Origin of the sequence: Bifidobacterium sp. B4081 (assembly GCF_026537335.1) — a bacterium.
Lineage (GTDB): Bacteria > Actinomycetota > Actinomycetes > Actinomycetales > Bifidobacteriaceae > Bombiscardovia.
Genome location: NZ_JAFNMM010000001.1, coordinates 19416 through 44264 on the forward strand (window position 1 = coordinate 19416; position 24849 = coordinate 44264).

Consider the following 24849-nt stretch of genomic DNA (forward strand, 5'->3'; position numbering starts at 1 on the left):
GGTCAGAGCTCCTGTCTGCGGGTCATGAGGACCATGATCAGGATGAAGACGGGTCCGCCCACAATGCTGGTGATGATGCCGACCGGCACCTGGGTTGTGGGCAGATGTTGGGCGACGATGTCCGACCCCAGAACCAGGCAACCTCCCACCAAGGCCGACTGGATAAGGGCCGATGCTCCCCGCCCAACCAGGACTGCGGCGATTGGGCCGGAGAGGAACGAAACAAAGGAGATGGGACCGGTGGTCGCCGTTGCGACAGCCAGGAGCAGCACACCCACGATAATCACCTCGAACTGGACACGGCTTACCCTGACTCCCAGTCCGGCGGCCATCTCCGGTCCCAGCTGCAGTGTGCTGACATTCCTGTCGAGTGCCAGCAGGAGCATGGCGCCGACCAGGGTTGTTGTTGCCAATATGGGTAGATCGGACCACTGGGCATCGGCCAGGCTGCCCGTCAGCCACCGGGTTGCTGCCTGGATGTCCCATTGGTTGCTGCGAACCATCAGCCAGGAACCCAGAGCATTGAACCCTGCGGCCACTCCGATTCCGATCAGTATCAGCCGGGTCGGGTCGAACGAACCGCGCCAGGCCAGGGCCATGACCAGGAGGGCTGTCAGGAGACCGCCCATGACCGCCAGGCAGGCCAAGGGCATGCCCGACAGGCCCAATACGACAATGCCGAAGATGGCGGCCGTGTTGGCTCCTGCCGTGATGCCGATGATATCCGGGCTGGCCATCATGTTGCGCAGGAGGTGTTGGAAACCAATTCCGGCCATGCCGAATGCGATGCCGGCGGCGCAGCCGATCAGTGCCCTGGGCATGCGCAGTTGGAGAATCACGAACCAGGTCCCTTCGTCTCCCTGCCCCAGAAGTGCTCCAATCAGGTCGCTCATGGAGTATGTGCGGTGTCCCAGAACCAGGTCGGACAGCGCGAGAGCAACCAGGAGTACCACAAGCAGGATGGCGACTGCCAGTGAACGAACGGTATGGGTCCGTCGTATCCGTTGCAGGTCGGTCATCGCATCGGGTCTATGCGAGTCATGAAGAAGGCAAGCATCCATGCCTATACCTCCGCGGTTCTTCTGCGCCCGGCCAGAATCACGAATACGGGAGCCCCAATCAGTGCCGTGACGATGCCGACCTCCACATCGGATGGACGGGTGATTATCCTGCCCACCACGTCGGCGCCAACCACCAGAAGGGGGCCGATGAGGATGCTCAGGGCCATGATCCGCCTGTAGTCGGGTCCTATGAGCAGTCGTGCCACATGGGGGACCACCAACCCGACGAAGCCAATCGGACCCGCCAGTGCCGTACAGGAGGCGCAGAGGAGTATCGCCGCAAGCCAGGCCAGGCTGCGGACACGTCCGACGTGCATACCCAGTCCTTCGGCCATCTGATCACCCAGGGTCAAGGCGTTGATTCCGGGCGTCAGGCAGAAGGCGAGTATCAGTCCAAGAGCGAGAAGAGGCAGGACCGGCATCATGAGGTCGAACCGGGCGCCGGAGATTCCGCCCACCTGCCAGAAGCGATAAGAGCTGATGACATTGACGCGCGGCAAAAGGATGGCGGAGGTAAGAGACCCCAGTACCGAACTGATCACGATACCGGCCAGGGTCAGCCGTAGCGGAGATGGACCGGATGGCCCCAGGGAGCCTATGGCCCAGACGACCAGTGCGGTCGTCGCACTGCCCAGCAGTCCCACCCAGACATACTCTGGGCCGGGGTCGATAGGGAGAAGAAGGCTATGGAGCAGACGATCGCCAGGGCCGCCCCCGTATTGAAACCCAGAATCGACGGGTCCGCCAGTGGATTGCGTGATATGCCCTGCATCAGGGTCCCGGCCACCCCGAGCCCGGCACCGACCAGGAGGCCGAGGACGGTGCGGGGGATTCTCAGGCGGATGGCCGAGACTGCGATGTCATCCGAGGAGGCGGACAGTGCGTGGAGGATGTCGGAGGGGCTGACGGAACGGGATCCGAAAACCAGGGACAGGGCGCAGACCATGACCAGGCAGACCGCCAGAATCAGCCCGGACAAGACCATGGGTCCGTTTCCATTGCGATGCATGGTTGCTCGTCGACCGCATATATGCGCCACCTCTCCCTCTTTCATCCCCTCACCTGCGGCTTGATCAGACCTTGGCGGCAGCCTCGCCCAGGAGTTGGGCGTATGCGTCGGTCGTTTTCTGGATGGACAGGGCCGAGGGGTCAAGGGCATTGGCCATCTCGCTGTCATTGTCGATGACCACGACGGATCCGCGCTCAACTGCGGGAATCTTGGAGAGGAGGGGGTCCTTGCGCATCGCTTCAAGCAGGTCCGGGGTGCCGTAGGTAACGATGATGTCGACATCCTTGTACCTGTCGGCATGCTCGGAGGAGATCTCCTTGTAGAAGTTCTTGGTGCTCTTGGAGTCCTCCTTGATGGACTCCGGAGTCTCCATACCGAGGTCGTTCAGGAACTGAGGCCGGGCGTCGGAGGTGGTGTAGACGCTGAACTTAGAGAGCTTGGAGGCATCGAAATACATAACTGCCGCGGTCTTGCCCTTGATGGCCGGTTGGGTCTCTCCGGCCTTTGAGATGCGCTCCTCCAGGTCGGATATCAGCTGCTTGCCCTTTTCGGGTTCTCCGATGGCCTTGGCCGTGGACGTGATGACCTTGCGCCAGGGGTCGCCCCAGGCAACCTCTTGATAGGCGATTGTCGGCGCGATCTTGCTCAAGGTGTCATACTGTTTCTTGGTCATGCCGGAGAGCAGGCCGATGATCAGATCGGGCTTGGACGCGGCGATGGCCTCGACATCGATGCCGTCCGATTCGTCATGCAGCTTGGGCATATCCGCCTTGGCCACATGCATCTCATCCAGGGCATCCTTGGTCCAGGGCAGATACCCTCCATCCACGGTCTTGCCGAAGGAGTTTTTCTGGATGCTGACCGGCACGACCCCCAAAGCGATGAGGTTGTCGGGAGTGGCCCATCCGACGGTGGCGATGCGCTTGGGCTTGGAAGGGATCGAGGTGGTGCCGTAAACATGATCGATCTTGACGGGGAAGGAGCCCTGCCCTTCCGAGGCCTTTGACTGGCTCGACTGGTCTGTCTGCGAGCCCGATCCGCAGGCGCCCAGGAAGAAGAGGGCGCTTGCCAGCACCAGGATTACTGCGATAGCGCGCTTGAATCGAGCGAGGGAAAGAGTGGTCGAATGTGCATGTGGTTCCTTTGATCGTGCTGTCGAATTGGCATGGTGCACCAGAGCCAGCTACCAGATGTAGCATCGGCGCGACGGGAAGAAAAGAGTTGATTTCCCTGGTTGCGTGTGTTAAACGGAGCATACGCAAGGCCGACAGGCAAATGTCGACCATAGAGTCTTTGAAATCAAAGCCGTGGGTAACCTAATGAATTTAGGCTTCTCTGCTGCTCAGTAGCTGATCTCCAACCACTTCAGTGTGGCGTAGATAAGAGCCAATGGATCCCACTGAGGTTCCAAGTGAACATCATTGGAAAGGTGCTTGGCAGGGGGTGGATCATTCCCGGCGAGCACCGTCGTATATCAAGGTCTTTCAGGGAGGCTAGTACTTAATTTTGTCCCAGATCCATAAAACATTCAAAGACGGATGCAAGCTTATCAATGTCTCTGCTCTGACAAGACCTTATCCTTGATGGAAAGGTTGTATGTGCTTGAATGGCATACAAAGTAAATAACCATCCAGTTCTGCCCTGCTGCTGTTCCTTCGCCCGAATATCCGACATCGTCATCACCCCCGTGTGTCATACTTCTTTGAATATTTTTTTGAAGATCAACTGTGTTATTACTTCATCGAGTTGTTTCGCTGTGTGCTCTGATTCAATCAGTGTTCCAAGTTCAATGTTTCCTTCTTGCCCGTGGTATGACAGATTTGCCGATGTAATCAAAGTCTGTTTCATATCCGTAGAAATGACTTTGGCGTGCAAAGCTGCCATCTTATCTTCCTCATTGCTGTAGTCGTAGATCTTGAGAAAGTGACCCTTGTACCGAAGCAATTTGTCTGCTTCTGGCTGTTTCGCGATGTTGTTAATGAAGAACTTGACGAAAATTCCTTTCAGGCTTTTGTCAATAATGATGTCTGTAAGTTCTGAGAAATACGAGGAAAGCGCGTATCCGGTAATCAGAATGTTTCTTTTTGCTCCTTCGATCAATGATCGGACAACGGTCATCGTCGGTTTTGCGCGAATTCTGAACGACGGCGGTGCTGTCACGACAAGCGAGACCCTGTCAGCGCTTTCTGTGTTCAGAGCAGACTGGATTGTCTCAGCTATTTCTGCGCAATCTATAGGTGACAAGCTTGGATGCTGTCTGCGCAGGAGGTCTGTGGCATTGTTGGTACTATTGGCGGCATCTGCCCTCATAGTGTTCAGAAGTATTTCTCTTTTTACATCTCCACCTGACACAGCTCATTCACCAGCTCTCGAAAATATGAAGTCTCCTCCCGTTCCGAAAGGGGAACCACGAGTCCCCGGTCAAGCATGCGGTTCCCATTCTCGCAAGCAGTTTCTGAAATCATGCAGCATGAATGGCACGTAGCTCCGTTTAAATTCTGTCCTGCTGGAAGCGTGTTCATGCACTCTGGATCGTTCGTGCATACCAAGGCTTCTTGGAATGCGTCCCTCATGAGGCTTGTCATCTGGTCTGCCGTACCGAGCTCCACAAGACCTCCTAGAGAACCTTCCTTGTCGGAACTTCCCGTGTAGAGCAGAACGCCTGCCATCTTATCGCCGAAGTAGATTCTTTCCCTGATTGCTGAAGAGGAGTAGCCCGACGACATAGCCATCTGCTTGATGAGAAGATGGGAAAAGGTATGCATGAGGACATAAACGGCATTGCGATTCGTTGTTATCGTCCACCCCTTTGACTCACAGTATTTCCTATAGGAGACGGTATATTCTCCCGAAATTTCGCTGACTTCCGGTTCATCCAGCCACTTCGCAAGCGTTTGCCTGTTGAATTCAATGAAGATTCCTTCGCCGTTTACTTCCACAGCAGGAAGCCAGCGTTCATCCCTGCCTTTTGCTAGGTAGACGACATTCGGCTGTTCGTCCGCATCAGGATCGGGAGCATCAACTCGAGTGAAGCCAAGAAGGACCTGCACTTCACGCAGTCTTGTTATGCGAATGATCCGATTGAAGTAGTGTTTGAAGTATTCGGGCAAAGCGTCTTCCTCAGCCTTGAAATGCTTCTTGTTCGACTGATAGGTAGGATCATCATGATGCGTTATGGCCTCATACTCCATCCGCTTGATTTCCGTGAACTCTTTGATGTTATTCATGCGCCGCTCATAGGCTGCATCAAATTCCTCGCGTGAATAATCATGAAAGTAGTCTTCGTAAATCTGTTGAAGACCATCTTCCTCAGTGCCTAGGAGTCTTACAGCTATCTTTTTTGCCTGTTCAATATCCCGAAGATGCTCGTCTATCAGGTTGTACAGGGGATTGATCCACGGCGGAATAGATATGGCGCTTCTGGTCACGGCAAAGTACACGTTCGATGCGCCTCGTTGTGAAGGGATGGCCGGTTTCTCGCAATGTTTGTTTCCACTATGTGGCCGGAATGGGTGCATGCCGCAGCACGGCAATCCTTCGAAGTTCCCAGCCTGTGTGGCTCCGCTCATGCTTCTATACATGCCGCAGGAGCACTTCACCCATATATCCGACAGTGTGGACGTATTTCCGGTGGAGTACATTTTCATTTTGCCTTTGCAATCAGTATGCCCGCGATGAACCCACCATATCCACGGGAAGTCTGACATATGACCGTTTTCGCAGATTGTTATGAAACGGGCAGGATAAGCACGCCTGCCGCAATCTGGGCAGCTAGCGCCAAATTTCAAATACTTGTCAAGATCATGATTGATGCATTCTCTTGCATCAAAAAGCCTCCCACATTTGATGCTGGAGCAAACATGCCAGTATGGGAACGTAACGACAGGTATGTCATGTGCAGAAGTAGTTCTCGGCATGTAGAAGGCATCAACGTTCAGATAGGATGCGAGCCGCCCGTCTATTATCCTTTTTCCTTTGTCCTTCCAGTACGAGATATCTAGGATAGTCACAGAGTCTTTAACCGCATCTACAACCGATCCCGGTCCAAAAGTTGTAATGATCTGATTCGGACGCAGCTCACCAAGTTTGTTATTGTAGTATGCAGCCATATTAGTCCTCCGTGTAGTAGTACATATTTGCTGTGCTTTCTACATCGCGCATCGATCGCAAAGTAGGCTTTTCGCTTTCGATATGAAGCTGTTCATATCCGTTCATAAGCCTGCTGTATTTTTCGGTTCCTAAAACGTAATAGCGAAGAGGCTTGTCGTCCTGCGTTGCCTTTGACTTCCACCAATCGATGAATTGGTCAATCTCTTCATTCGTATCATCTCTTGCGGATGGCTTAACGATCCTTATCCGGTCAAGAATCATCTTCTTCACAGCATTGATCTGATCTTGTGACAGAGAATTTATTGCCGCGGCATCCTTGTTGTCAGCCATTTCCGGGTATAGAAGTCTTATGGCGGAAATAACAAGTGCATGTAGAACACGATCACGTGCTCTTGCAGAGAACGGAGTGGCAGTTGTCCCTTCGACGAACCTGTAAAGCTGCGCATGGTAGCCAGTGAAGTTCTCGTAATGCGAAAGGTCCCGCGGACGGTATGCGTTATACAGCGTCACGACGAGTCCTGGGTGGGCACGCCCTATACGGCTTGTCGCTTGGATGTATTCGGAGTTCTGCTTCGGCTGACCCGTAACGACCATAAGTCCAAGCCGGTCTACATCCATACCAGCTGCAATCATATTCGTTGCAAGGGCTGTGTCAATGCAATCCTTTGCGGTATATGGCAGCTCAAGTTGGTTGAGTTTTTCTGGTATTTTCCATGACGACATTCGAGATGTTATTTCGTCATTCTTATTCAGAAAACGTCGTTTCTTGCAATGATAGCGTTTTTGAATTCGCTTGATTCTGTCAGGAATATCATCCTGCAGAAGTCGGACTGTGCCTCCAAGTTCTCGGATACTGTTGAAATATCCAATTAAGGTGTAGTACGGATCAATGACGTCCTTGTACTTTTCTTGTAGGGAGAATGTGTAGGCTGCCTGCAGAATGATGGCATAAGTTCTCAGCAAGGCCGTCTTCATAGACTGCCCAGGAGCACAAATCCCGACATATTTCCGGAATGGATCTTCTTCAACAGGGATTTCACGTATAAAGAAGCTGTCGCCGATCTCGAAGCCATTCGGAGGGAATTGCTTGGTTGTATTTCTGGCGTATAAGCTTTTCGCCTGATTGTCTGCGTTTTTTATTGTTGCCGTGGAGACCACATACTTTGGCTTGATTCCATCGTGCGCGCACATGTCTTCAATAATTGTTTCATAAGCACCATAGATAGTTCCAAGAGGCCCGGTGATTAGATGAAGCTCGTCTTGGATAATCAACTCCGGAGGGAGAAACGGTTTCACCGGCGTAACCTCTGCAGCAGGAAGACTAGCTGTCTTCCTGTGTTTCGGATGTTTTACACCAATCGCAATATATCCATGGCGGCTGCACTTGCGATCAACTCTTCCGAACAGAGCGTTCGTGTTCACGTCCCATGGCAGCCTTGCGAACTTGTCGACTGTTGACAAGATGATAGTCGGACATTTTGCGTAGATTTCTTCATCAACCAAGTATACCGGAATCGGGACACGCTCTCTGGTATTTGGATATTTATAGAACTTGCAGTGCTTGTCCGAGCAATATATTTCTACGGATTTCTCGTCTGGCGAGATATAAAAATCGTCCTTTGTGAGAGGTCTGCCACAGAGTGGGCAGGTAAGAAGCTGCTTGTAAAGCAGATTTTTCTGGCTTTGTGTCTCGTAAGATTTTCCCGGCCTTTCTCTCAAGTCTTCGAACTTGTTTGGAGTCACCCCACCTCCGACCCAGAAACCGATGCTGATTGGCCCCGATCCGTAACGGGGATAGCTTTTCTGCCTGACAAGCTCTGCGGCTACAACCATCCTTGTGATGCGGTCACGCTGCTGTGTCGTTAGCAGTCTGAGCGTGTAACGCAAAATGATGGTCACGCCGCCGTCATGATTGTATTTGTCAACATCAGAAGCTCTCAGACGTCTGTTGGCGATAGTGAAGGCCATAAGTCCAAGGTAGGCCTCCGTCTTTCCGCCGCCGGTCGGGAAGTAGAGCAGGTCGACGATTCCCCGCTCAGGATCTTCAGGATGCACGATGCCCCTGAGATTCATCAAGATAAAGGCAATCTGGAACGGTCTCCAAGCGAACTCGTTCTTCGGGTTATTTGGATTGAGAAACTCTTCGAAATTGCATTCGATGCCTTTTCCGTGCTTCTTCGCGTAGTTCTTGATGCTGTTCTGCATGAAAATCACGCTGTTCATGAAGCTGAACGCTTCAAAAGAAATCTCGTCGGTCTCAATGATCTGGATGCCGTCCCGGATTCTTCGCAGTGCGTCCCGGCAGTGGCCGATGACGAGATTCCCGACCTCCCCTTGGAATTCCTGATCATTCATCCTTGGGCTGCTTTCCAGCGTTTCTTTAATCCAATTCTCGTATGAGTCGGCAAGCGTGTTCAGCTTGTGCAGCGTATCCGCCTTTTTACCTTTGGCTGCCATCTGCCAAGTCGAAAAATATTCAGAAGAGAAGTCCCTGAGTACAGCACTGACACCGGGATACTCATATTCCGGAATGAATGCAGATTCAACATAATTGGTTCGGCCGTTTACAGTATTTCCCCATACGGCCGCGCAACCTCTACCGCGTCCCATGATTGGTCGCTGTTCGAAGTAGAACTCATCAGTCGCAAGAACATTCCTGCAGATATGTTCGGCGATAAACACCGCCGATTCGTCCTCCGCATGAGCTTTGATTCCTACCTGGAACATCAGTCCTTCGACGTCGCCGGACGGATTGCTCCTCTTGTTCACAACATAGGCAGTTATGAGAGAATACCCGTCCTTCAGCGGGATGCGCGACACATGGACATGTACATTTGAATCCTGCACAAGCGGGTAGTCCTTTGTGCGCCCGAAGTCACTGAACTTTACTTGGACGGTTTCCTCCTCAGGAATCCTCTTGTATACCGTGTGTCTGTGTTCCTTTCCATCCTTGTCGATGGCTTTTTCGGTCGATTCTGCATAGTCTCCCCAAGTCACATCCAGGCAGACGCAGTCGAGACTGCTCTCCACGTAGAAGCTGATGCCGATGGATGACGGCAGCTGAAATTTCGTGGTGGATATCGGTTCGTTGTCGCCATCCTTACTGGCAGTAAAGTCCTCGCCTTTGTCGCGATCGATGTCAGCTTCGATTTCCTGCTCGTTTTCGTCTGGTGCATTCTCATCACGTCGCGGTTCGAGCTTGCCGACAAGGTATGCGTAGCGCGGATTCTCATCCAGTTTTTCCTCAGAAGAGCATGGGCCGATTAGGTCGGTTCGGATTGCATCTATAATATTCTGCCGTACCTCGGCATACTGGAATCTGTCAGCCATTAGTTCTCCTTTATGGAATGTGCTGTTCCGAGGGTATATTTGCTAGTGTTTCCGGGATGAGTATTGTCAGGGGAAATCAGCCGGTACTCCCGTGTTGTTTGGTCTTGATTGGCTGTTGCTGAGAAGCTGCGCCACCGGATGCCCTCGCACGCCTTGGAAGCAGTCTTCTTGTTATTGACTTCGTCGAGTGCTCCGGCCTCGACCACGTATTTCCCTGTCGTGGCTGCCAAGAGAGAGTCAGGGCTGTACCGTTGACAAGCTTTCCAGAACAAGTCGAGCTGATTAAACGGTGGCTTAATCAAGCCGAACACGTCTGAATCTTCCTCAAGGAGGATGGAGAACAATCTCTCCGTTCTGGGTTTGCAATGGGTGCAGGTGCTGTTTTCGAATTTGATTTTTTACCCACTTGTGTCTCACTCTATGTGCAACTGCAACTTTAGCAACACTTCCGAAAGAAGAATCCAGTATGAGCTCGCATTCATTGGTGGCTTTTTTAGCGCTTCTATAATGAGCTTTCCCGGTTTGGGGGGTGCGGACTAATTCTTCTTTCGGCCAAGAAGAAGCTTTCTTCAACCTTTGTTTGCCTGATATGACCGGCATTACCGAGTTTCTGTGTTTTGGATCCCTCGATTTTGGAATAAACAAGTGCGTAATTATGGCCAAGCGAAAACTGTTTAGAATCATTGTTGCTGTTATTGATTGATCTCCAAGTAACAGTAACCATGCAGTATCCTTTGCAAAGATCGCATCCATAAGAACCCCTAGGCTAAAAGACCTCATTATCGTCCAATGGAATCCAGATGCCCATCGTCTGCTAACAATTCATGCAATAGATCGAGATGGTCTTACATCATGAATAACCAAATAATATGATACATCATCATCGTATTGTTTGAATACGGAACCTTGTTGTATGGCGAATCAATAAAAATTCATTTAACCGTCCAGCATGGTCCTGCTGCCATACTTATTGGAGTGTGGTCAGGTTTTCGCCGGGGCCCAGCATGTTCCCGCTGTCCGGGTCACCGTCGGTTTTCTTCGGAGTCTGCATAAGAATGCGTGGTTCGACAAGTTTCTTCTCATTGTATTTGCCGACTTAAACCAGCTCGAACCTTTCTCTTTCCCGTATGGCTGTATCTTCTAAAACTTCAGTATGATGCTGATCAGAAGAATGGGATTGTCGATCTCAAGGTTCTTGTTGAACTCTGCTATTTCCCGTTCGCCTTCGGCTCTGAACTGACTGTCCCGTTCATGGAACGAAGTGTGGAACTCCTCGAGCTTCTTCTCCTTCTGCTTTATCTTTTTTCTGATGTCTATTTTTTCGTAGAAATTGTTCGAAGCCCGCTCTTCATCGTGGAGAGCCTCGACTTCCGCACTCATTTTCTGGTACTCCATAACGAGCTGTTCACTCTGGTTGCGAATCCAGTTTTCGATTTTGTGTCTGTTGTATTCCCGCACAGGTTCCGTCTGCTCTTCGAGTCTATTCAGCATCTCAGAGACGAGATTCTCGTGTGCGCTCTGGAGTATTTCGTTTTCCTCGTCGGTCGGTTTAAAACAATGGACGGCTGAATCGTTGATCTTGTCCAGTTCCGGCACTAGATCATCCTCATCAAAGTCAACGTATTTCCCATCGTGGTCGCACAGAAGGAGTGCCGGGAAAAGGATGTCGGTGTTATTGCACATCGCGCCGAGAAACAGGTAGCCGTGCGCGCCGAAGGCTTGTTGGCCCCAGCCGTCGACCTTCCAGTACTGAGTGTCCTTGAATACCTTGGGCTCGGGAACCTTGCGCCAGTAGTTGACTTCCCGAAGATAACGGTCGATGTCCTTCCTTGTTCCTTCGAGCGCCTGCTTCTTTGCGCCGCTGCTTTCCGTGAGCAGGATGTCGCGGAGCTTGCGCGCCTTTTTATCGCGCTTCGCGTTTAACTTCTTGTCAAGCTTATCGAACGCTTTATTGAATTCAGCTGTCGTATTGCAACGCTGGTAGATGTCCAGCACGGTTTTCTCGAAGCTAGTGCCGGATTCCAGCGCACCGAGCGCAATGTCAGAAGCACCAAACACGCCCTCGAACAGTTCGAACTTCTTTGACAGTATTTCGTAGACGCGCCTATCCGCTTCGTTCTGCGTGTTTAACAGGTTGATGGCGACCACGTCGTTCTGTTGCCCGTAGCGATGGCAGCGGCCGATTCTTTGCTCTATCTTCATCGGGTTCCATGGCAGATCGTAGTTGATGACTATATTGCAGAATTGTAAGTTCAGACCTTCGGAACCGGCATCGGTGCTAATGAGTATCTTCGCGTTCTCTTTGAAATAGTCAACAATGGCGTGCTTATATTCGACGCTCCGTCCATAGTTTGCGTTCCCGAAGTTCTTCACCTGCCATGTCCGGTAGATTTTCTTGGTCATGGTATCGTCGAAATCGCCGTTGAATTGAAGAATGTCTTCTTCGCTGTATCCGGATCTGCGTAGCTCAGCAGCAATGTATTTCTGTGTCCGCTTTGACTCTGTGAATACGACGGCCTTCTGTGTTATGCCATTATCCCTCTGATATGAGAATCCGATCTCAAGCGCCTGCTTCAGAGCGGTGAATTTGGAATTCGTCTTTAGTCGCTTCGCTGCATCGATGATCGCGTTGACCTCGTCCATTTCATTTTGAATGCACGACTTTTGCGCGGCGGTGTCTTCATCTTCGATTTCTTCAAAGCCGGATTCGTCGATCTCGTCCTCGACAAAGCTCCAGAAAAGATCGAAGCCCTCCTGCGCATCAGCCGACTTCGTACCTTCATACAGCTTCTCAAGCCGCTTTCTCAACACTTCGAATGTCTCGACCAAGGCGAAGCTGGATGAAGCCATGAGCTTGCGAATAACAAGGATGACCAGCCGGCGGTTGGAGGCTGGTACGGAATACAGATTATCCCTTTTGAGGAACTGATTGACCTGTTCATACAGCTCGATCTCGTCTTGTGACAGTTCGAAATCCACGGTCTTGCAGATTCTCCTCGCGAAGTGCATATAGTCTGCAACGTCTTTGCGAAGAGTTCGGTATAGCACCGGAGCGAGTTCGCGCTTAAGGTCGTCGTAATTCTCATCCTTTATGTACCGCTGCCGGAATATTTGTGCTGAGCCGAAGATTTTCGGATCGATGAAGGAGATCAGCCCGTACAGATCCATAAGGGAGTTTTGCAACGGCGTCGCTGTCAGAAGAATCTTGGGAATCCCAACAGAAATATTATACAGTCTCTTCGCGCGCTTCGTGCCGTTCAGGTTACGCAGATTGTGTGCCTCATCAATAATAAGAAAATCCCATTTCACGTCAGGGAACCGCTTCATCAACTTCGACGAGTAGTCGTAGGAGGTAATCACGATCTGGAAGTTCTGCTTGTCAGCAAGCTTCTCGTGCCAGTCCCCCGCGTCATGTTCTAACGTGAGCCTATCCAGAATCACGGATTTCAGATCAAATTTGTCTTCAAGTTCCAACTCCCATTGCTTGCGGAGCGAGGCGGGGAGCACTATCAGAATCTTTTTCGCCCCAGATTCCAGCATGTAGCGCAGGACGAGTCCCGCTTCGATTGTCTTTCCGAGTCCAACCTCGTCGGCAAGCACTATGCCGCCCGTCTTCATTGCGTCGATGGCAGCGCAGAAGGCGTTGATTTGGTGAGGGTTCGGATCAATATGAGATTCGTAGGCAAGAAGAAAGTGAAAAGGTGATTTTTCCAGCTGCAAGCGCTTGAACCTGCCGTACTGCTTAATGAGCAGGTTTTCGTTTTCGCTACTGTCCATTAGTGTTCTCCCCCCTGAAGCTGTGCGAAAATGCCCTTCGCGATGCCTTTTGCCATCAAAGGAGGCACGGCGTTGCCGATCTGCACAAACTGTGATGTTCGCGGCCCTTCGAAGTAATAGCTGTCGGGGAATGACTGTATGCGTGCCGCTTCCCGCGCAGTGATGGACCGATGCTGGTCAATATCCGGGTGAATGAAGTAGTGGCCGTCCTTGGAAAGATGCGCCAATATCGTGTGGCAGAAGTGCTCGTCTCCCTCGACGACCTTGAAGCGGTCGATGAAGGAGCGGCGGTTCTTGTGCGTCTTCAGCTCCTCAGGTAGGTCGTTGTAGTTCAGACGCTTATGCCCGTCGTCCCACAGCTCTATGACCCTCTCGTATATCCTTATATCCCGCTCGATGTTCGGTCGGCAGTTCTGTAGGGTCAGGACATCGTCCTTGGTGCGGATGCCGGTCTCAGTCACGTATCTGCTCGGCCTCTTCTTCGAATAAGTGTTATTGCTTTCGCCGGGGTGGAGTTTCGGAAGGTCAGTGAACAGGTCGTTCACCACTGCATCCGATCTTTTCCCCACAAAGTCCGGGTATGCCAAGCCGCTGTTCTTGAGCCAGCCGACGATGATCATTCTCCGCCTGTTCTGGAGCACACCGAAGTTTTGCGCGTTCTGCTCCCGGCATTCGATCTCGTATCCGACGCGCTTGAGGTACTTCTGCAGGTTCTTCCAGATGGTGCCGCCCTGGGCTGTCTCGATGCCGGTCACGTTCTCGAATACGAACATGCGCGGCTGGTATTTCTTGAGGAATCGTGCATACAGCTTGTACAGGTAGTTGCGCGGATCGTCCTTCATCGGGGTCCCCATGTGACTGCTCTGTGCTCTGCCGACGATAGAGTATGCTTGACATGGTGGACCGCCAACAATTACGTCTACATTCTCAATGTCGCGCATCTTCATGATGCCATCGATGGTTTTGAAGACTGAGGGAAGTGTTTCGTCCGACAACGTCTGGTTGATAACCGTTTTTGTCACGGCTGCAGGGATCTGCTTCATTAACTCACCACGGCAGATTCTCCCGGAAAGGTATTTTTTGTAAAGAGCGAGATTGTCTGTGTCCTTCAGATGATAGTACGCACTGCGGGTTTCAAGCGTCTTTGCGGCATAATTGTTCATCTCGACATGCGCAATCGGCTTGAAGCCTGCCTGAAGGAATCCCTCGGACAGGCCTCCAGCCCCAGCGAAGAGATCTATAAAGTTGCAGTTACTCTGCTGATCCGCCCGTGGCATGCATTTTCCTTACAATGTTTGTTTCTATTACCGTACGGTATGGACAGGACTGGTATGCTCGATTGGGATTGTTGGTCGTGCTCCTTCCTGTTTCGCGCCTCACCTCGATGAAAGCCTTCTATTCTTATACCCTATTAACGTTGGTATTGCCGGCTACGGTGATTCTGGACGGCAGTTCTAAGACCTCTTGGGGCGTAAGGAGCTCGCCAGCAGATTAGTCTGCCTGAAAGGGGTACATGTTCATCAGGAATTGATGAGTATCGCCAAAGATGTCTACCTGAGTATTGTCACCGACTACAAGCTGGATGTTACTAATAACGCGCAGCAGTCTACTGAGTATCTTGTTGCGGTCGGGTATGGTCGGGCCAAAGTTTGTTGCTGTTGAAGTCCATGCCATTGGGCGGTCTTTAAAATTCTTTACACTTGCTGTTCCTAAGGCTAATCCGTAAGTGTTTTTAAATACTCTTCCTAGGGCCTCGCCCAGAATTTCAGCGAGAGCAGCAGCAGTAGTCTGTACATTGATAAGCAGATCAGAGGTGAGAATGCGAAACACTATTTCTGTCACCTTATTGCTGCGCCTGAGTTCTGCCTACTTGTCAGACATCTGTGCATGGACAAAATAAGCTATTGCATGCTACGTGTTCGGCTACATTAAGATAGTCCCTCAGGTTGTTGAGATATGAGCTAGTAGAAGAGCAGTTCAAGAAGGTAGGACTTGGAATTATGGCCGTCTGCAGAACCTCGTAATTCATTGACTATCTCCAGATGCACTTATGCAGTTTCGCGCCTGTTGGCTCTCCTTGGCATTTGGCATTCCTTGCGTTCCAGATGCTCCTGTGCGTGCGATATCAAATATGCAGATCATGCTGCTGGCTAGATCATATTTATCTACAATGTCAGTATTTGTTTATTGAACTGGATGGAGAATGATCAAATCAATCAGTCTGGTAAAGCTGGCAGGAATGGAATGACCGCATTGACTTAGTGGTGGCGTGAGAATCAGTTCCGCCGCCTTTATCTTTCTTTATTTTCTTTCTTTAGTCTGGCTCCTGCCATACGGAAACGAATAGGAGCTGACCATGCGTTACATATTGCGGACCGAGGGGCTGACCAAGGTCTTCGGCCACGGACAGCGGGCCGTCGACCAGGTGTCCCTGCACGTCCCCGAGGGCGGAGTCTACGGGCTCCTGGGCCCAAACGGGGCTGGCAAATCCACCACCTTGAAGATGGTCACGGGCATGTTGCACCCCACTGGCGGATCGATGATCCTGGATGGACACCCTTGGTCGCGTCGGGACCTTTACGACATCGGCGCCCTGATCGAGCAGCCGCCCGTCTACCCCAATCTGACGGCCCGCCAGAACCTCAAGGTGCGCACCACCCTGTTCGGCCTGCCCGATGAGCGGATCGACCAGGCGCTCTCTATCGCTGGCCTGAGCGATACGGGCTCCAAGAAGGCTGGGCAGTTCTCCCTGGGCATGAAGCAGCGTCTGGGGATAGCCAACGCCATCCTGACCAAACCTCGTCTGCTGATCCTGGACGAGCCCACCAACGGACTGGATCCGCTGGGTATCGAGGAGCTGAGGGGGATGATTCGCAGCTTCCCGCAACAGGGGATGAGCGTGATCGTCTCCAGCCATATCCTCTCCGAGGTGTCGATCCTGGCGGATCACATCGGCATCATCGCCGACGGCCGCCTGGCCTACGAGAATGAGCTGCATGCCGGGGAGGACCTGGAGGGGCTGTTCATGGATGTGCTCAGGAGGTCGCGATGAGCAACATGAATGCCAACCAATTCGTCCAGCAGGATACGGCTGAAAGAGTCAGAACCAGGGGCAACGGCATCCCCTTTGGCAGGATCCTGGCAGCGGAGATCATGAAGGGCCGGTCGGCTGCGCCCAGGCGGATGGCCTTGGCTTTCCCTCTGGTGCTCATTGTCATCGTGGCTTGCTTCGCGTTCGGGCTGCATGTCTGGATGCCCTCCTGGGTCAACTACTGGTATGTCCTGCTCCTCCCAGCCATGACTGCTCTGATAAGCGTCGCCGTGGCCAACATTGACAGCAAACAGCGGTGGAGGACCATTCTGGCCCTGCCTGCTGCGCCCGCTCTGATCTGGTGGGCCAAGATTGTCTACTGTCTGCTTCTGGTCGGCATCGCCACCCTGCTGGCTCTGGGTCTGTCAGCACTTATAGTCGCCGTTTCCGGGGTCGGGGGACCGTCTGTAGTCGACTTCGTAGTCAGTGCCCTGATGCTGGTCCTGGCCTGCTCCTGGATGATACCGGCGGGACTGGCGCTGACCGCCCGACTCGGCGTTCTGATCGGGTTCGGCCTGCCTTACATGGCGGACCTGCTGGTCTCGATCACCTTCTGGGGAAGTCAACGGCTATGGCCCTTCTTGCCGTCCGCCGCCATGATCAACCTGCCGGTGCCTTTCATGAAGGTCATGCCTGATGGCGTGCCCCTGGAGGCCGAAGACAACAGCCCGATCAAGGCTGCGCTGTCTGTCTTTGGCGGGCAGAGCCTGACGGCTTTGGTCGCCTGTCTGGTCTGGTTCCTGCTCCTGTCCGTCCTGACGGGAATCTGGTTCTCGCGGAAGGAGACCAACTGACATGACTGGAATGACAGTCGGCCGGGTCGCGGCCTCGGAAATCGTGCGATTGCATGGATCTGTGCTTATCGCCATCCATGTCGTCTGCGGACTGGCGGCTGGGTTCGTCTGTGGTGCCTACTTCGCTGCAACCCCCTATGATCCTGGTCTGGAGACCGATGCCTTCTTCCAGGTTCTGGGTGCCTTCATGCCCCTGATGGCCGCCATTGTTGTTGCCATAAACATCGAAACCGAGCGAGAGGCCGGCGACATGGCCAACCTTCTGGGGATTCCCAGCCGCCGTCTGGGCCTAGCAGCCAAGATCTTGGTGCTCTGGTTTCTGGGTCTGCTGGCTCTTGCCTTGGCGGCTCTGGCATACTGCCTACCCATGGCTCTGGTCGGCGGACTGGGCGCGCCAATCTCGGCTTTCGCGTTCGCCACCCTGGGCATGGCAGGTGGTTCCCTCTGCCTCTACCTTTTCTTCATCGCTCTGGCCCTGCGCTTCGGCAGAAACACGACCATCGCCATTGGGGTCCTCGGCACCGGAATATCCATCAGTTCCCTCGGTGGGCTCTTCAATGGCCTTTACGGCCGTACTTTATCCGGTGTCGAGAGCACTCCTGGAATCAGCCAGTGGATACCCTTCACCTGGCCTACCAGGTTCGGTTCCTTGGGGATCGAGCAGGCCCTGGCCTTGGCTATGCCGGGAGGGGAGGGTCTGCGTGCCTCAATCGGCGTGACGGCTCTGGACAATCTGGTCTCCTGCCTGGTCCTCACCCTGACCTTGGGCCTGGCCATCCTGCTCTGGATCGGCAGGTTCGAGGATCGGCGCAAGGTCAGCGATTAGACTGGATTGCAGGGCATCCGGTCCGCGAGAAATCTGTCCTAGGAATCAGGCTTGCAAGACACCTGGCCCACAAGGCGTTCATTCTCGAAAGCGCCTGGGCCGAGTCGGCAAGCGCAGAAAAGGAGCCAATCGTGGTTGACGTGCACGCCGAAGGTTCCCCCGTGGACGATCAGCATCGGGCATCCATCCTGGTGGTGGACGACGATCCAAGGATCACCACCCTGCTGATGGCTGCCCTGTCCAAGGACGGCTATGCCGTGACCGTGGTCAACGAGTCGCGGAAGGTCATAAGCATGGACCTGTCCTCGGTCGACCTGATTCTCTGCGATGTCATGATGCCACACTTGGACGGCTTTGCCCTTTTGACTTCCATCAGGGAACGGGTATCCTGCCCGATCATCTTCCTGACGGCCAAGACCGACGAAGACAGCGCAGTCCTGGCCTATGGCCTGGGCGCCGACGATTACATACGCAAGCCTTTCGGCATTGCCGAACTTCGAGCCAAGGTCAGGGCGCGGCTGTCTCAAGGCAGTCGTCGCGGCCGCCCGCTCCTACATTTCGGCGCCTTGGACATGGACCTTCAGGCGCGGCAGATCAAGGTGGACGGGCGCAACGCCAATCTGACGGATGCGGAATACCGCATATGCGCCCTGCTGGCAGAGCATCCAGGTCGGGCCTACGCGCCCATGCAGATATGGGAGGCCTGCCTGGCTGCAGAGGATGACCCAGCCGCCGATGACACGGACAGCGATGCCACGGCTGCGGTCAGAGTGCATTTGAGCAATGCCCGGCGCAAGCTCAAGGCCCTGGGGGTGGACCCCATCAGGACCATCTGGTCGGTGGGTTACCAATGGGTGGCCTGACCGACGGCGTGCCCGAATCGCCCAGGGAGCAGAGCGTCGACGACAAGGGCCGGCCGAGCCGCAAGGGAATGCCCATCGTTGTGCTGATCATCAGATATTTTCTCTATGTGCTGCTGATTCTGGCTCTGTTGTTCGCCGGCATTTATATGGTCTGGATAAACCTGGGGGCTAGGGGTGACTTCTTCTGGGCCAACTATGGCGAGCAGCATCTGGAGAAGGTCGGGCAATCCATCGGCCGCTCAACCACTATTGACGAATCTGTGATTCCCTCCGCTTACTGGTATCGGACTTATGACCATCAGGGGCATCCTACGGGGGGAGATATGAAGGGCGGCATGGCCAGCGAGGCCGACCAGCTGGCGGCCGACCGTTGGAAGCACAGGGCATCTAAGTCATCGGAAGAGCAGATAAAGAAGACAGGAAGGCCCCTAGCTACTCGCGCGAAGTCGGATGCGACCTACGTCGTCTATGCCACAGCCGATGGGAGGCCATGCGTCCTGGCCTATCGGGTTCAGCCGCAGTGGGCATCCAGGCAGGACCGGGACCGCTATCCCAATCCCCAGAACCTTCTGCTCGCGTCTTGCGGGATGGCTTTGCTGCTCACCCTCTTGTTAGTCGGGCTGCGGGCGGCCCATGTCATATCGTCCAAGCTCAAGGTCTTCAACCAGGTGGCTGACGATATAGGGCGGCAGGATCTGGATGCCTCGCTGCCCCGCAGCAACGTGATGGAGATCAACCGGGTGCTGGGGTCCTTCGACAGGATGCGCGCCACACTGAAGGAATCCCTGGAGAAGACCTGGACGGCCCAGGAGTCCCAGCGTCGGCAGGTGGCGGCTCTGGCTCACGATCTGAAGACGCCGCTGACCATCATGCGAGGCAACGCAGACCTGCTGGGGGAGACCGGACTCAGCCAGGAGCAGCAGTCCTACCTGGACTCCATCGAGGATGCCATCCGCGAGATGGCCGACTATGCCCAGGCCATCAGTCAGGGCTCTGTGGGTACCGCTTCGGGGCGATCCGGGGTCACGACGGTCGCCTTGAGGGATATGGTCGACAACCAGGCCCAGGGTTACCTGAATGCCCGGGGTCTGCGGCTTGAGAGGGATGATCACCTAGGTTCCGCCACTGGTCAGATTTCTGGTGATGCTGCTGGTCTTGCCCGCGCGATTATGAACATCGTTGCCAACGCAGCTGACTATTCTCCGGACCAAGGCCTGGTGACGCTGACCTGGAGGCTGGAGAATGGACAGGAGGGCAGGCGAGCCTTGGTGGTGACCGTGCGTGACCAGGGTCCAGGATTCAGCAGCCGGGCTCTAGCCCATGCCACAGAATGGCTCTATCAGGCTGATAGCAGCCGGCACGGCTTTGGTGGTCACCATGGCATCGGCCTGGCTGCGGCCCGGTCAGCTGTGGAGAGTGCAGGGGGGCGCCTGACCTTCGGAAATGCTACCGATGGCGATGGCGCAGTAGTCACGGTATCTTTGCCGGTGCAGTGAATGAGGCGGGGGTGAATATCGGTCACTGCAAACTCGATGTCGGACTAAAAATTGAACAGTGATAAAGATCTGGAAATAGTGTTAATCATGGATTGATAATTATAAAAACATCAATTTTTAGCGATTATTTTAGTAATCAATTACTAAAGTTTGCCATTCTTTAGTAAATCTGTATGATAAAGATAACAGAGATTATCAATTTATAGGGGCCTGCATGCAAAAATCAGATGGCGCTGAACAGAGCGATCTGTCTCTTGAGGAGGTTGTGCGTTCGATTCAGCGCAAGGGTTGCGAAGGCCAATCGATAGAAGTCAAAGCCGCCAGCCAGGGGACTCCGAAGGTGTATGACTCGCTGTCGTCGTTTTCCAACCAAAACGAGGGCGGCATCATCGTATTCGGGCTGGATGAAAGCCTTGGATTCGAGGTTGTTGGCGTCCACGACGCGCAGGAGCTGGAAAAGGCGGTAACGGCACAGGGCAAAGAGATGTATCCCGAGGTCAGACCAGTCTATAGCGAAAGCCTGATTGACGGTAAGACAGTGGTTTCGGCTTACGTCAATGGCAAACCTATGGGCGAGAGGCCTGTCTACCGCAAGACAGCAGGCATCAGCGCAGGCAGCTACACTCGGATCGGGGATGCTGATGCCCGCATGACGCCTACGCAGCTGTATGAGATCGAGACTTTCAAGGACGGTCGGCGCGACGATGTATCGGTAGACCCTCAGGCCGATTCCGATATGTTGAACCCAGAAAAACGTCATGATTTCATTAGTCGCGCACAGCGGGAACGCCCGCTCCTAGCCAGAAGGAATGAGGACGAGATCCTGGAGCTATCGGGTGTCTGCCGTCGTGGATCTCCTACTCTCGCAGGTTTGATGACCCTTGGCGAATACCCGCAGCAGGTGTATCCGAACCTCTGTATTACCGCCGTGGTTGTGCCGGGAGCCAAGGTCGGAACTGGTCTTGGGGGAGAGCGGTTCCTTGACAATCAGCGCTTTGAAGGGACCATTGACCGCATGCTTGAGGATGCTATGGCCTTTGTGCGGCGTAACAGCAGAACCAGGACGGTGATCAGGGATGGGGTGCGCACTGATATTCCTGAGTATCCAGAAACCGCAGTCAGGGAAATCCTGACCAATGCACTGATGCATCGTGACTATGGCCCATACTGTAACGGAACGCCGGTCAGATTGACGCTCTTTACTGATTGTCTTGAATGCTGGAATCCTGGTGGTGTATATGGCGGTCAGAGCATCAACGACTTGGGCTTTGCCAACAGTCAGACCAGGAACCCTACCCTGGTCAGTCTGCTGGAGATTGAGGGGGTTGCGGAGAATCGGCACTCAGGAATTCCGGCTATCCGCGAGGAGGCCAAACAGTGTGGATATAAGCCTGTAGAGTTTCAGGATCGGCAGGCTTCCTTCACTGTGCGCTTCTACTCTGTGCCGGAGCGTGCTGGTGCGGCGGAAGCAACCGTTCATTGGACTGGGGCCGCAGTATCTGATTCGGCGAAACGCGTCCAAGTCCATGCACTTGGTGGTTCTGATGCCTCGGGAGCAGCAAAGACGGGCAAGGGAATACGCGACAGGATTCTCGGTTTTTGTAAGGAACCCCGTTCGCTCGAGGATATCGCGCATGCGCTTGGGCTGGGCAAGTACTATGTCCGCAGGCGGTACATCGAGCCATTGCTCGAAGAAGATGCGCTCTCCATGACGCTTCCCGATAAGCCCCGGAGCAAGTACCAACGATATGTGTCCAGCGATGCCTCAGCTGAGATGTCTTTGTAAAAGAAGCCGTGAATGGCACTACCGTAAGAGCAGGTATTTCCGGGTGGTCATGATGAAGCATGGTTATAGCATGCTGATTGTTTTCTCAGTGCGAGTACGCTGACCTGCTTGAATCCCGCTCTACCAGGGTCGGCTCAATCAACACGGAGCCGTGCGCATGCCGGGAGTTGCTGAACTCGTCCATCAAAAGGGTAGCGGCCTTGCGGCCCATGTCGACTCCTGGCGCGGCGACTACTGATAAGGGGACCTTGGGATAGCTGTCCGTGCGGGCGCCTTCGGTGCCGATAACTTTAATGTCGTCGGGTACGCGATATCTGTGCTTCTCCTGCAGGGCATTGATGATTCCCGCCCCAAGAACATCGCTGCCGGTGACGATGCCGTCAGGGACTGTCGTCGACGGGAGCTGGCTGATTTCATCGCCGACCGCATAGCCGTCTTCTATCATGATTCCGTGCGAATCGATGATTGACAACTTGGCCTGGGACTGCTCTCGCATGGCCCGCTGAACCCCCGTATAGCGGTCGTATATGGACTGGTAGTCGAAGGAGTGAGAGACGAAGGCGATGTGTTGGCATCCAGCTTCCAACAAATGCCTGGTCGCCATCTGCCCTACGGCGAGGTTGTCCTCCATGACGCTGCAGTTTTTGGTTTTGCTGCTGGGCTCCACATGATCGACCAGTACCACAGGCAACTTGACCGAGGCAGCCCATTCCAGATCGGCGGTGCAGTCCACTACGCTGCAGAGAATAACTCCCTTGACGCCTAGGGAGTAGAAGAGTTTGAGCAGGCTGGTCTGGCGTTCCGAATCGGAATAGGCATTGGTACCGATCAGCTGCATGTCCTTGTCCTCGCAGATTTCCTGGGCCCCCTCGAACACGGAGGTAAACAGGGAATGCTCGATGTCGGTCATGATGATGCCGATGGTGGACTGTCCGGTCAGAGCTGCGGCTCCGCGAGCTGGGCGGGGCACATAGCCGAGTTCGTCTATTGCTGCGCTTATGCGTTTTTTTAGAGTCTGCGAGACGCGGTCGGGATAGTTCAGATAATTGGAGACTGTGCCCAGCGAGACCCCGGCTTTCTGGGCGATGTCTGCAACACCGACCTTGCCTCTGCCTGCCGGGACGGCTGCGTCTTGTGCGGACGACATGGTGTCGGATTCCTTCCTGCTGACCGTGGTTATCGCGTAAAACCAGCCTAACGCCTACTTGACAGTATAAAGGCACGTTGTCTGAAGGTCAGGATTGAAATTTTCAAAAAGTGAGTTAGTGTTAATCTACGAAAAGGCAGTCTTTAGCCTTATTTGCGAAATGAAAAATAAAAAATGAACGGTACTGGGCTTCGATATGCAAGGTCGCGCCCGGCGCTCGCCTCAATGACAGAGGAGAAAATATGGCAGACAGCACTTCTGCGGCGGACAAGGGGCTGGGAGGCTATGGCTCTCTGGCTGTTGCCGCCGGCATCGGATCAATGCTGGGATCAGGCATCATCGTGGGCCTCTCATCGACCATCACGGTATGGCAGCAGGGTTTTGGGCTGAGCAACGGGCAGGTGGGAGTCCTGTCGGGGGCCCTGACCTTCGCCATCGCCTTCGGTTCCCTCTTCGGAGGCCGTATCGCTGACGTTGTCGGGAGGGTCCGCTTTTTCAATTGGATTAACCTGCTCTATGCGGTGGGGGCCGCCATCGTTGTGTTCTCGGGCTCATACGCCATGCTTCTTGCAGGTGTAGTCATTGCAGGTGTAGCCTCAGGCGCTGATCTGCCGGTGTCGATGACCGTCGTCTCCCATGATGCTCCCAATGATTCGCTGGCGGCTCGTCTGGTATCCACCACCCAGGTTTACTGGCAGGTCGGCGTGTTCATCTCCTTCATCTGCGCTTTCCTGGTTTCCAGGATGCAAGGGGCTGCAGGAGGCCGTGCGGTTTTCGTCATTCTGGCTGTTTTTGCAGTGATCGCCTGGCTCTGGCGCACATGCTCGCCCACCTTCCGTGCCTTCCATGAGGCTGCAGATCGTCGTGACGCAGCTGAGCCCGGGGTTGAGACCGGGACCAAGGTCTCGGTGATCAAGGTGATGATGGGCGCGAACAAGAAAATGTATCTGAGCTTTTTCGCTGCAATCCTGATCTTCTATGTGGGATGGAATCTGCTGGCCAACACCTGGGGCCAGTTCCAGACATTCATGCTGGTCAACGCCCATGCCTCTCAGACCCTGGCCACCGGACTGGGCATCATCCTCAACTTCGTGACCCTCGTTCTCAACATCGTTTTCGCTTCGATCGCCGGAGGCAAATACCGTAACAAGGCCTTCGTGGCAGGCATCATCATCACATTCATCGCCATGGTTGCTCTCTCCTTGGGTGGTACCAACCTGTGGATCATCGTTGGCGCCACCGCCTTCATGAACCTGGGCAGCCCTCTGGCCGGCGAGGCACTGTACAAGGTCTGGACCCAGGAGTCCTTCCCCATTGAGATCCGCGCCTCCATTCAGGGCTTCATCAACGGCTTCTCACGTCTCTGCTGTGGCCTGTTAGCCCTGGTTACGCCTGCCCTGGTCGTACCTTCGACCATCCGAACCACCATGTGGGGCTTCGCAGTGGTGGTGGTCATCGAGGCCATCGCCGGAACCATCATGATCAGGCTCCAGGCACGGTATGGCACCGATGAGGAACGCCGGGAACGGTCTCAGCGGTAACGCACACATACAAGACAA

The 24849-nt window shown here is 53.9% G+C and carries 19 protein-coding genes; 7 read left to right on the forward strand and 12 right to left on the reverse strand.

Annotated features, from left to right (window positions below):
• Window positions 1–2 precede the first annotated feature (2 nt).
• From J3T92_RS00095 to J3T92_RS00145, 11 genes are all read right to left on the reverse strand, one after another.
• The gene (locus J3T92_RS00095; protein WP_267399159.1) at window positions 3–1019 is read right to left on the reverse strand and encodes a FecCD family ABC transporter permease; all 1017 of its coding nucleotides are present in this window, start codon (window positions 1017–1019) and stop codon (window positions 3–5) included.
• 44 nt (window positions 1020–1063) lie between these two features.
• A complete protein-coding gene (locus tag J3T92_RS00100; RefSeq protein WP_267399160.1) occupies window positions 1064–1705 on the reverse strand; it encodes a FecCD family ABC transporter permease in 642 nt (213 codons plus the stop codon).
• On the reverse strand, window positions 1657–2046 hold the full coding sequence (locus tag J3T92_RS00105) for an iron chelate uptake ABC transporter family permease subunit (RefSeq protein ID WP_267399161.1): 390 nt from the start codon (window positions 2044–2046) through the stop codon (window positions 1657–1659). The genes J3T92_RS00100 and J3T92_RS00105 overlap by 49 nt, the downstream gene beginning before the upstream one ends.
• A gap of 88 nt (window positions 2047–2134) precedes the next feature.
• Window positions 2135–3145 (reverse strand): iron-siderophore ABC transporter substrate-binding protein, encoded by a 1011-nt coding sequence (locus J3T92_RS00110; RefSeq protein ID WP_267399162.1) that lies wholly within the window; start codon window positions 3143–3145, stop codon window positions 2135–2137.
• 617 nt (window positions 3146–3762) lie between these two features.
• Window positions 3763–4380, reverse strand: a complete 618-nt coding sequence (locus tag J3T92_RS00115; protein ID WP_267399164.1) for a phospholipase D-like domain-containing protein — start codon at window positions 4378–4380, stop codon at window positions 3763–3765.
• A 23-nt stretch (window positions 4381–4403) separates the two neighbouring features.
• Window positions 4404–6179 carry a DUF1998 domain-containing protein gene (drmB, locus tag J3T92_RS00120; RefSeq protein ID WP_267399166.1) on the reverse strand — a complete coding sequence of 592 codons (1776 nt, stop codon included), beginning with the start codon at window positions 6177–6179 and terminating at the stop codon, window positions 4404–4406.
• Between the two features lies 1 nt (window position 6180).
• Entirely contained in the window at window positions 6181–9510 is a 3330-nt protein-coding gene (gene drmA / locus J3T92_RS00125; protein WP_267399167.1) for a DISARM system helicase DrmA, read from the reverse strand.
• Between the two features lie 324 nt (window positions 9511–9834).
• On the reverse strand, window positions 9835–10263 hold the full coding sequence (locus J3T92_RS00130; RefSeq protein ID WP_267399168.1) for a hypothetical protein: 429 nt from the start codon (window positions 10261–10263) through the stop codon (window positions 9835–9837).
• Between the two features lie 387 nt (window positions 10264–10650).
• The gene (drmD, locus tag J3T92_RS00135) at window positions 10651–13287 is read right to left on the reverse strand and encodes a DISARM system SNF2-like helicase DrmD (protein WP_267399169.1); all 2637 of its coding nucleotides are present in this window, start codon (window positions 13285–13287) and stop codon (window positions 10651–10653) included.
• Complete coding sequence (locus tag J3T92_RS00140) at window positions 13287–14564, reverse strand: DNA cytosine methyltransferase (protein ID WP_267399170.1); 1278 nt, start codon at window positions 14562–14564, stop codon at window positions 13287–13289. The genes drmD and J3T92_RS00140 overlap by 1 nt, the downstream gene beginning before the upstream one ends.
• 214 nt (window positions 14565–14778) lie before the next feature.
• Window positions 14779–15129, reverse strand: a complete 351-nt coding sequence (locus J3T92_RS00145; protein WP_267399171.1) for a hypothetical protein — start codon at window positions 15127–15129, stop codon at window positions 14779–14781.
• Between the two features lie 514 nt (window positions 15130–15643).
• Here J3T92_RS00145 and J3T92_RS00150 point away from each other — a divergent pair.
• The 6 genes from J3T92_RS00150 to J3T92_RS00175 all read left to right on the forward strand — a co-directional run bounded on the left by J3T92_RS00150 (window position 15644) and on the right by J3T92_RS00175 (window position 22143).
• Complete coding sequence (locus tag J3T92_RS00150) at window positions 15644–16339, forward strand: lantibiotic protection ABC transporter ATP-binding protein (RefSeq protein WP_046323500.1); 696 nt, start codon at window positions 15644–15646, stop codon at window positions 16337–16339.
• A complete protein-coding gene (locus tag J3T92_RS00155; RefSeq protein WP_267399173.1) occupies window positions 16336–17172 on the forward strand; it encodes a hypothetical protein in 837 nt (278 codons plus the stop codon). Before J3T92_RS00150 ends, J3T92_RS00155 begins: the two co-directional genes overlap by 4 nt.
• 1 nt (window position 17173) lies before the next feature.
• Window positions 17174–17998, forward strand: a complete 825-nt coding sequence (locus J3T92_RS00160) for an ABC transporter permease (protein ID WP_267399174.1) — start codon at window positions 17174–17176, stop codon at window positions 17996–17998.
• Window positions 17999–18129: 131 nt separating this feature from the next.
• Entirely contained in the window at window positions 18130–18861 is a 732-nt protein-coding gene (locus tag J3T92_RS00165; RefSeq protein ID WP_267399175.1) for a response regulator transcription factor, read from the forward strand.
• Window positions 18849–20357 carry a sensor histidine kinase gene (locus J3T92_RS00170; protein WP_267399176.1) on the forward strand — a complete coding sequence of 503 codons (1509 nt, stop codon included), beginning with the start codon at window positions 18849–18851 and terminating at the stop codon, window positions 20355–20357. The genes J3T92_RS00165 and J3T92_RS00170 overlap by 13 nt, the downstream gene beginning before the upstream one ends.
• Before the next feature lie 214 nt (window positions 20358–20571).
• Window positions 20572–22143: an ATP-binding protein gene (locus J3T92_RS00175; RefSeq protein ID WP_267399177.1), complete on the forward strand. Its 1572-nt coding sequence runs from the start codon at window positions 20572–20574 to the stop codon at window positions 22141–22143.
• 85 nt (window positions 22144–22228) lie between these two features.
• On the opposite strand, the gene J3T92_RS00180 is transcribed toward J3T92_RS00175, so the two are convergent.
• Window positions 22229–23290: a LacI family DNA-binding transcriptional regulator gene (locus J3T92_RS00180; protein WP_267399178.1), complete on the reverse strand. Its 1062-nt coding sequence runs from the start codon at window positions 23288–23290 to the stop codon at window positions 22229–22231.
• Window positions 23291–23532: 242 nt separating this feature from the next.
• Between J3T92_RS00180 and J3T92_RS00185 the strand changes: the two genes are divergently transcribed.
• Window positions 23533–24831 (forward strand): MFS transporter, encoded by a 1299-nt coding sequence (locus J3T92_RS00185; protein ID WP_267399179.1) that lies wholly within the window; start codon window positions 23533–23535, stop codon window positions 24829–24831.
• Window positions 24832–24849 lie beyond the last annotated feature (18 nt).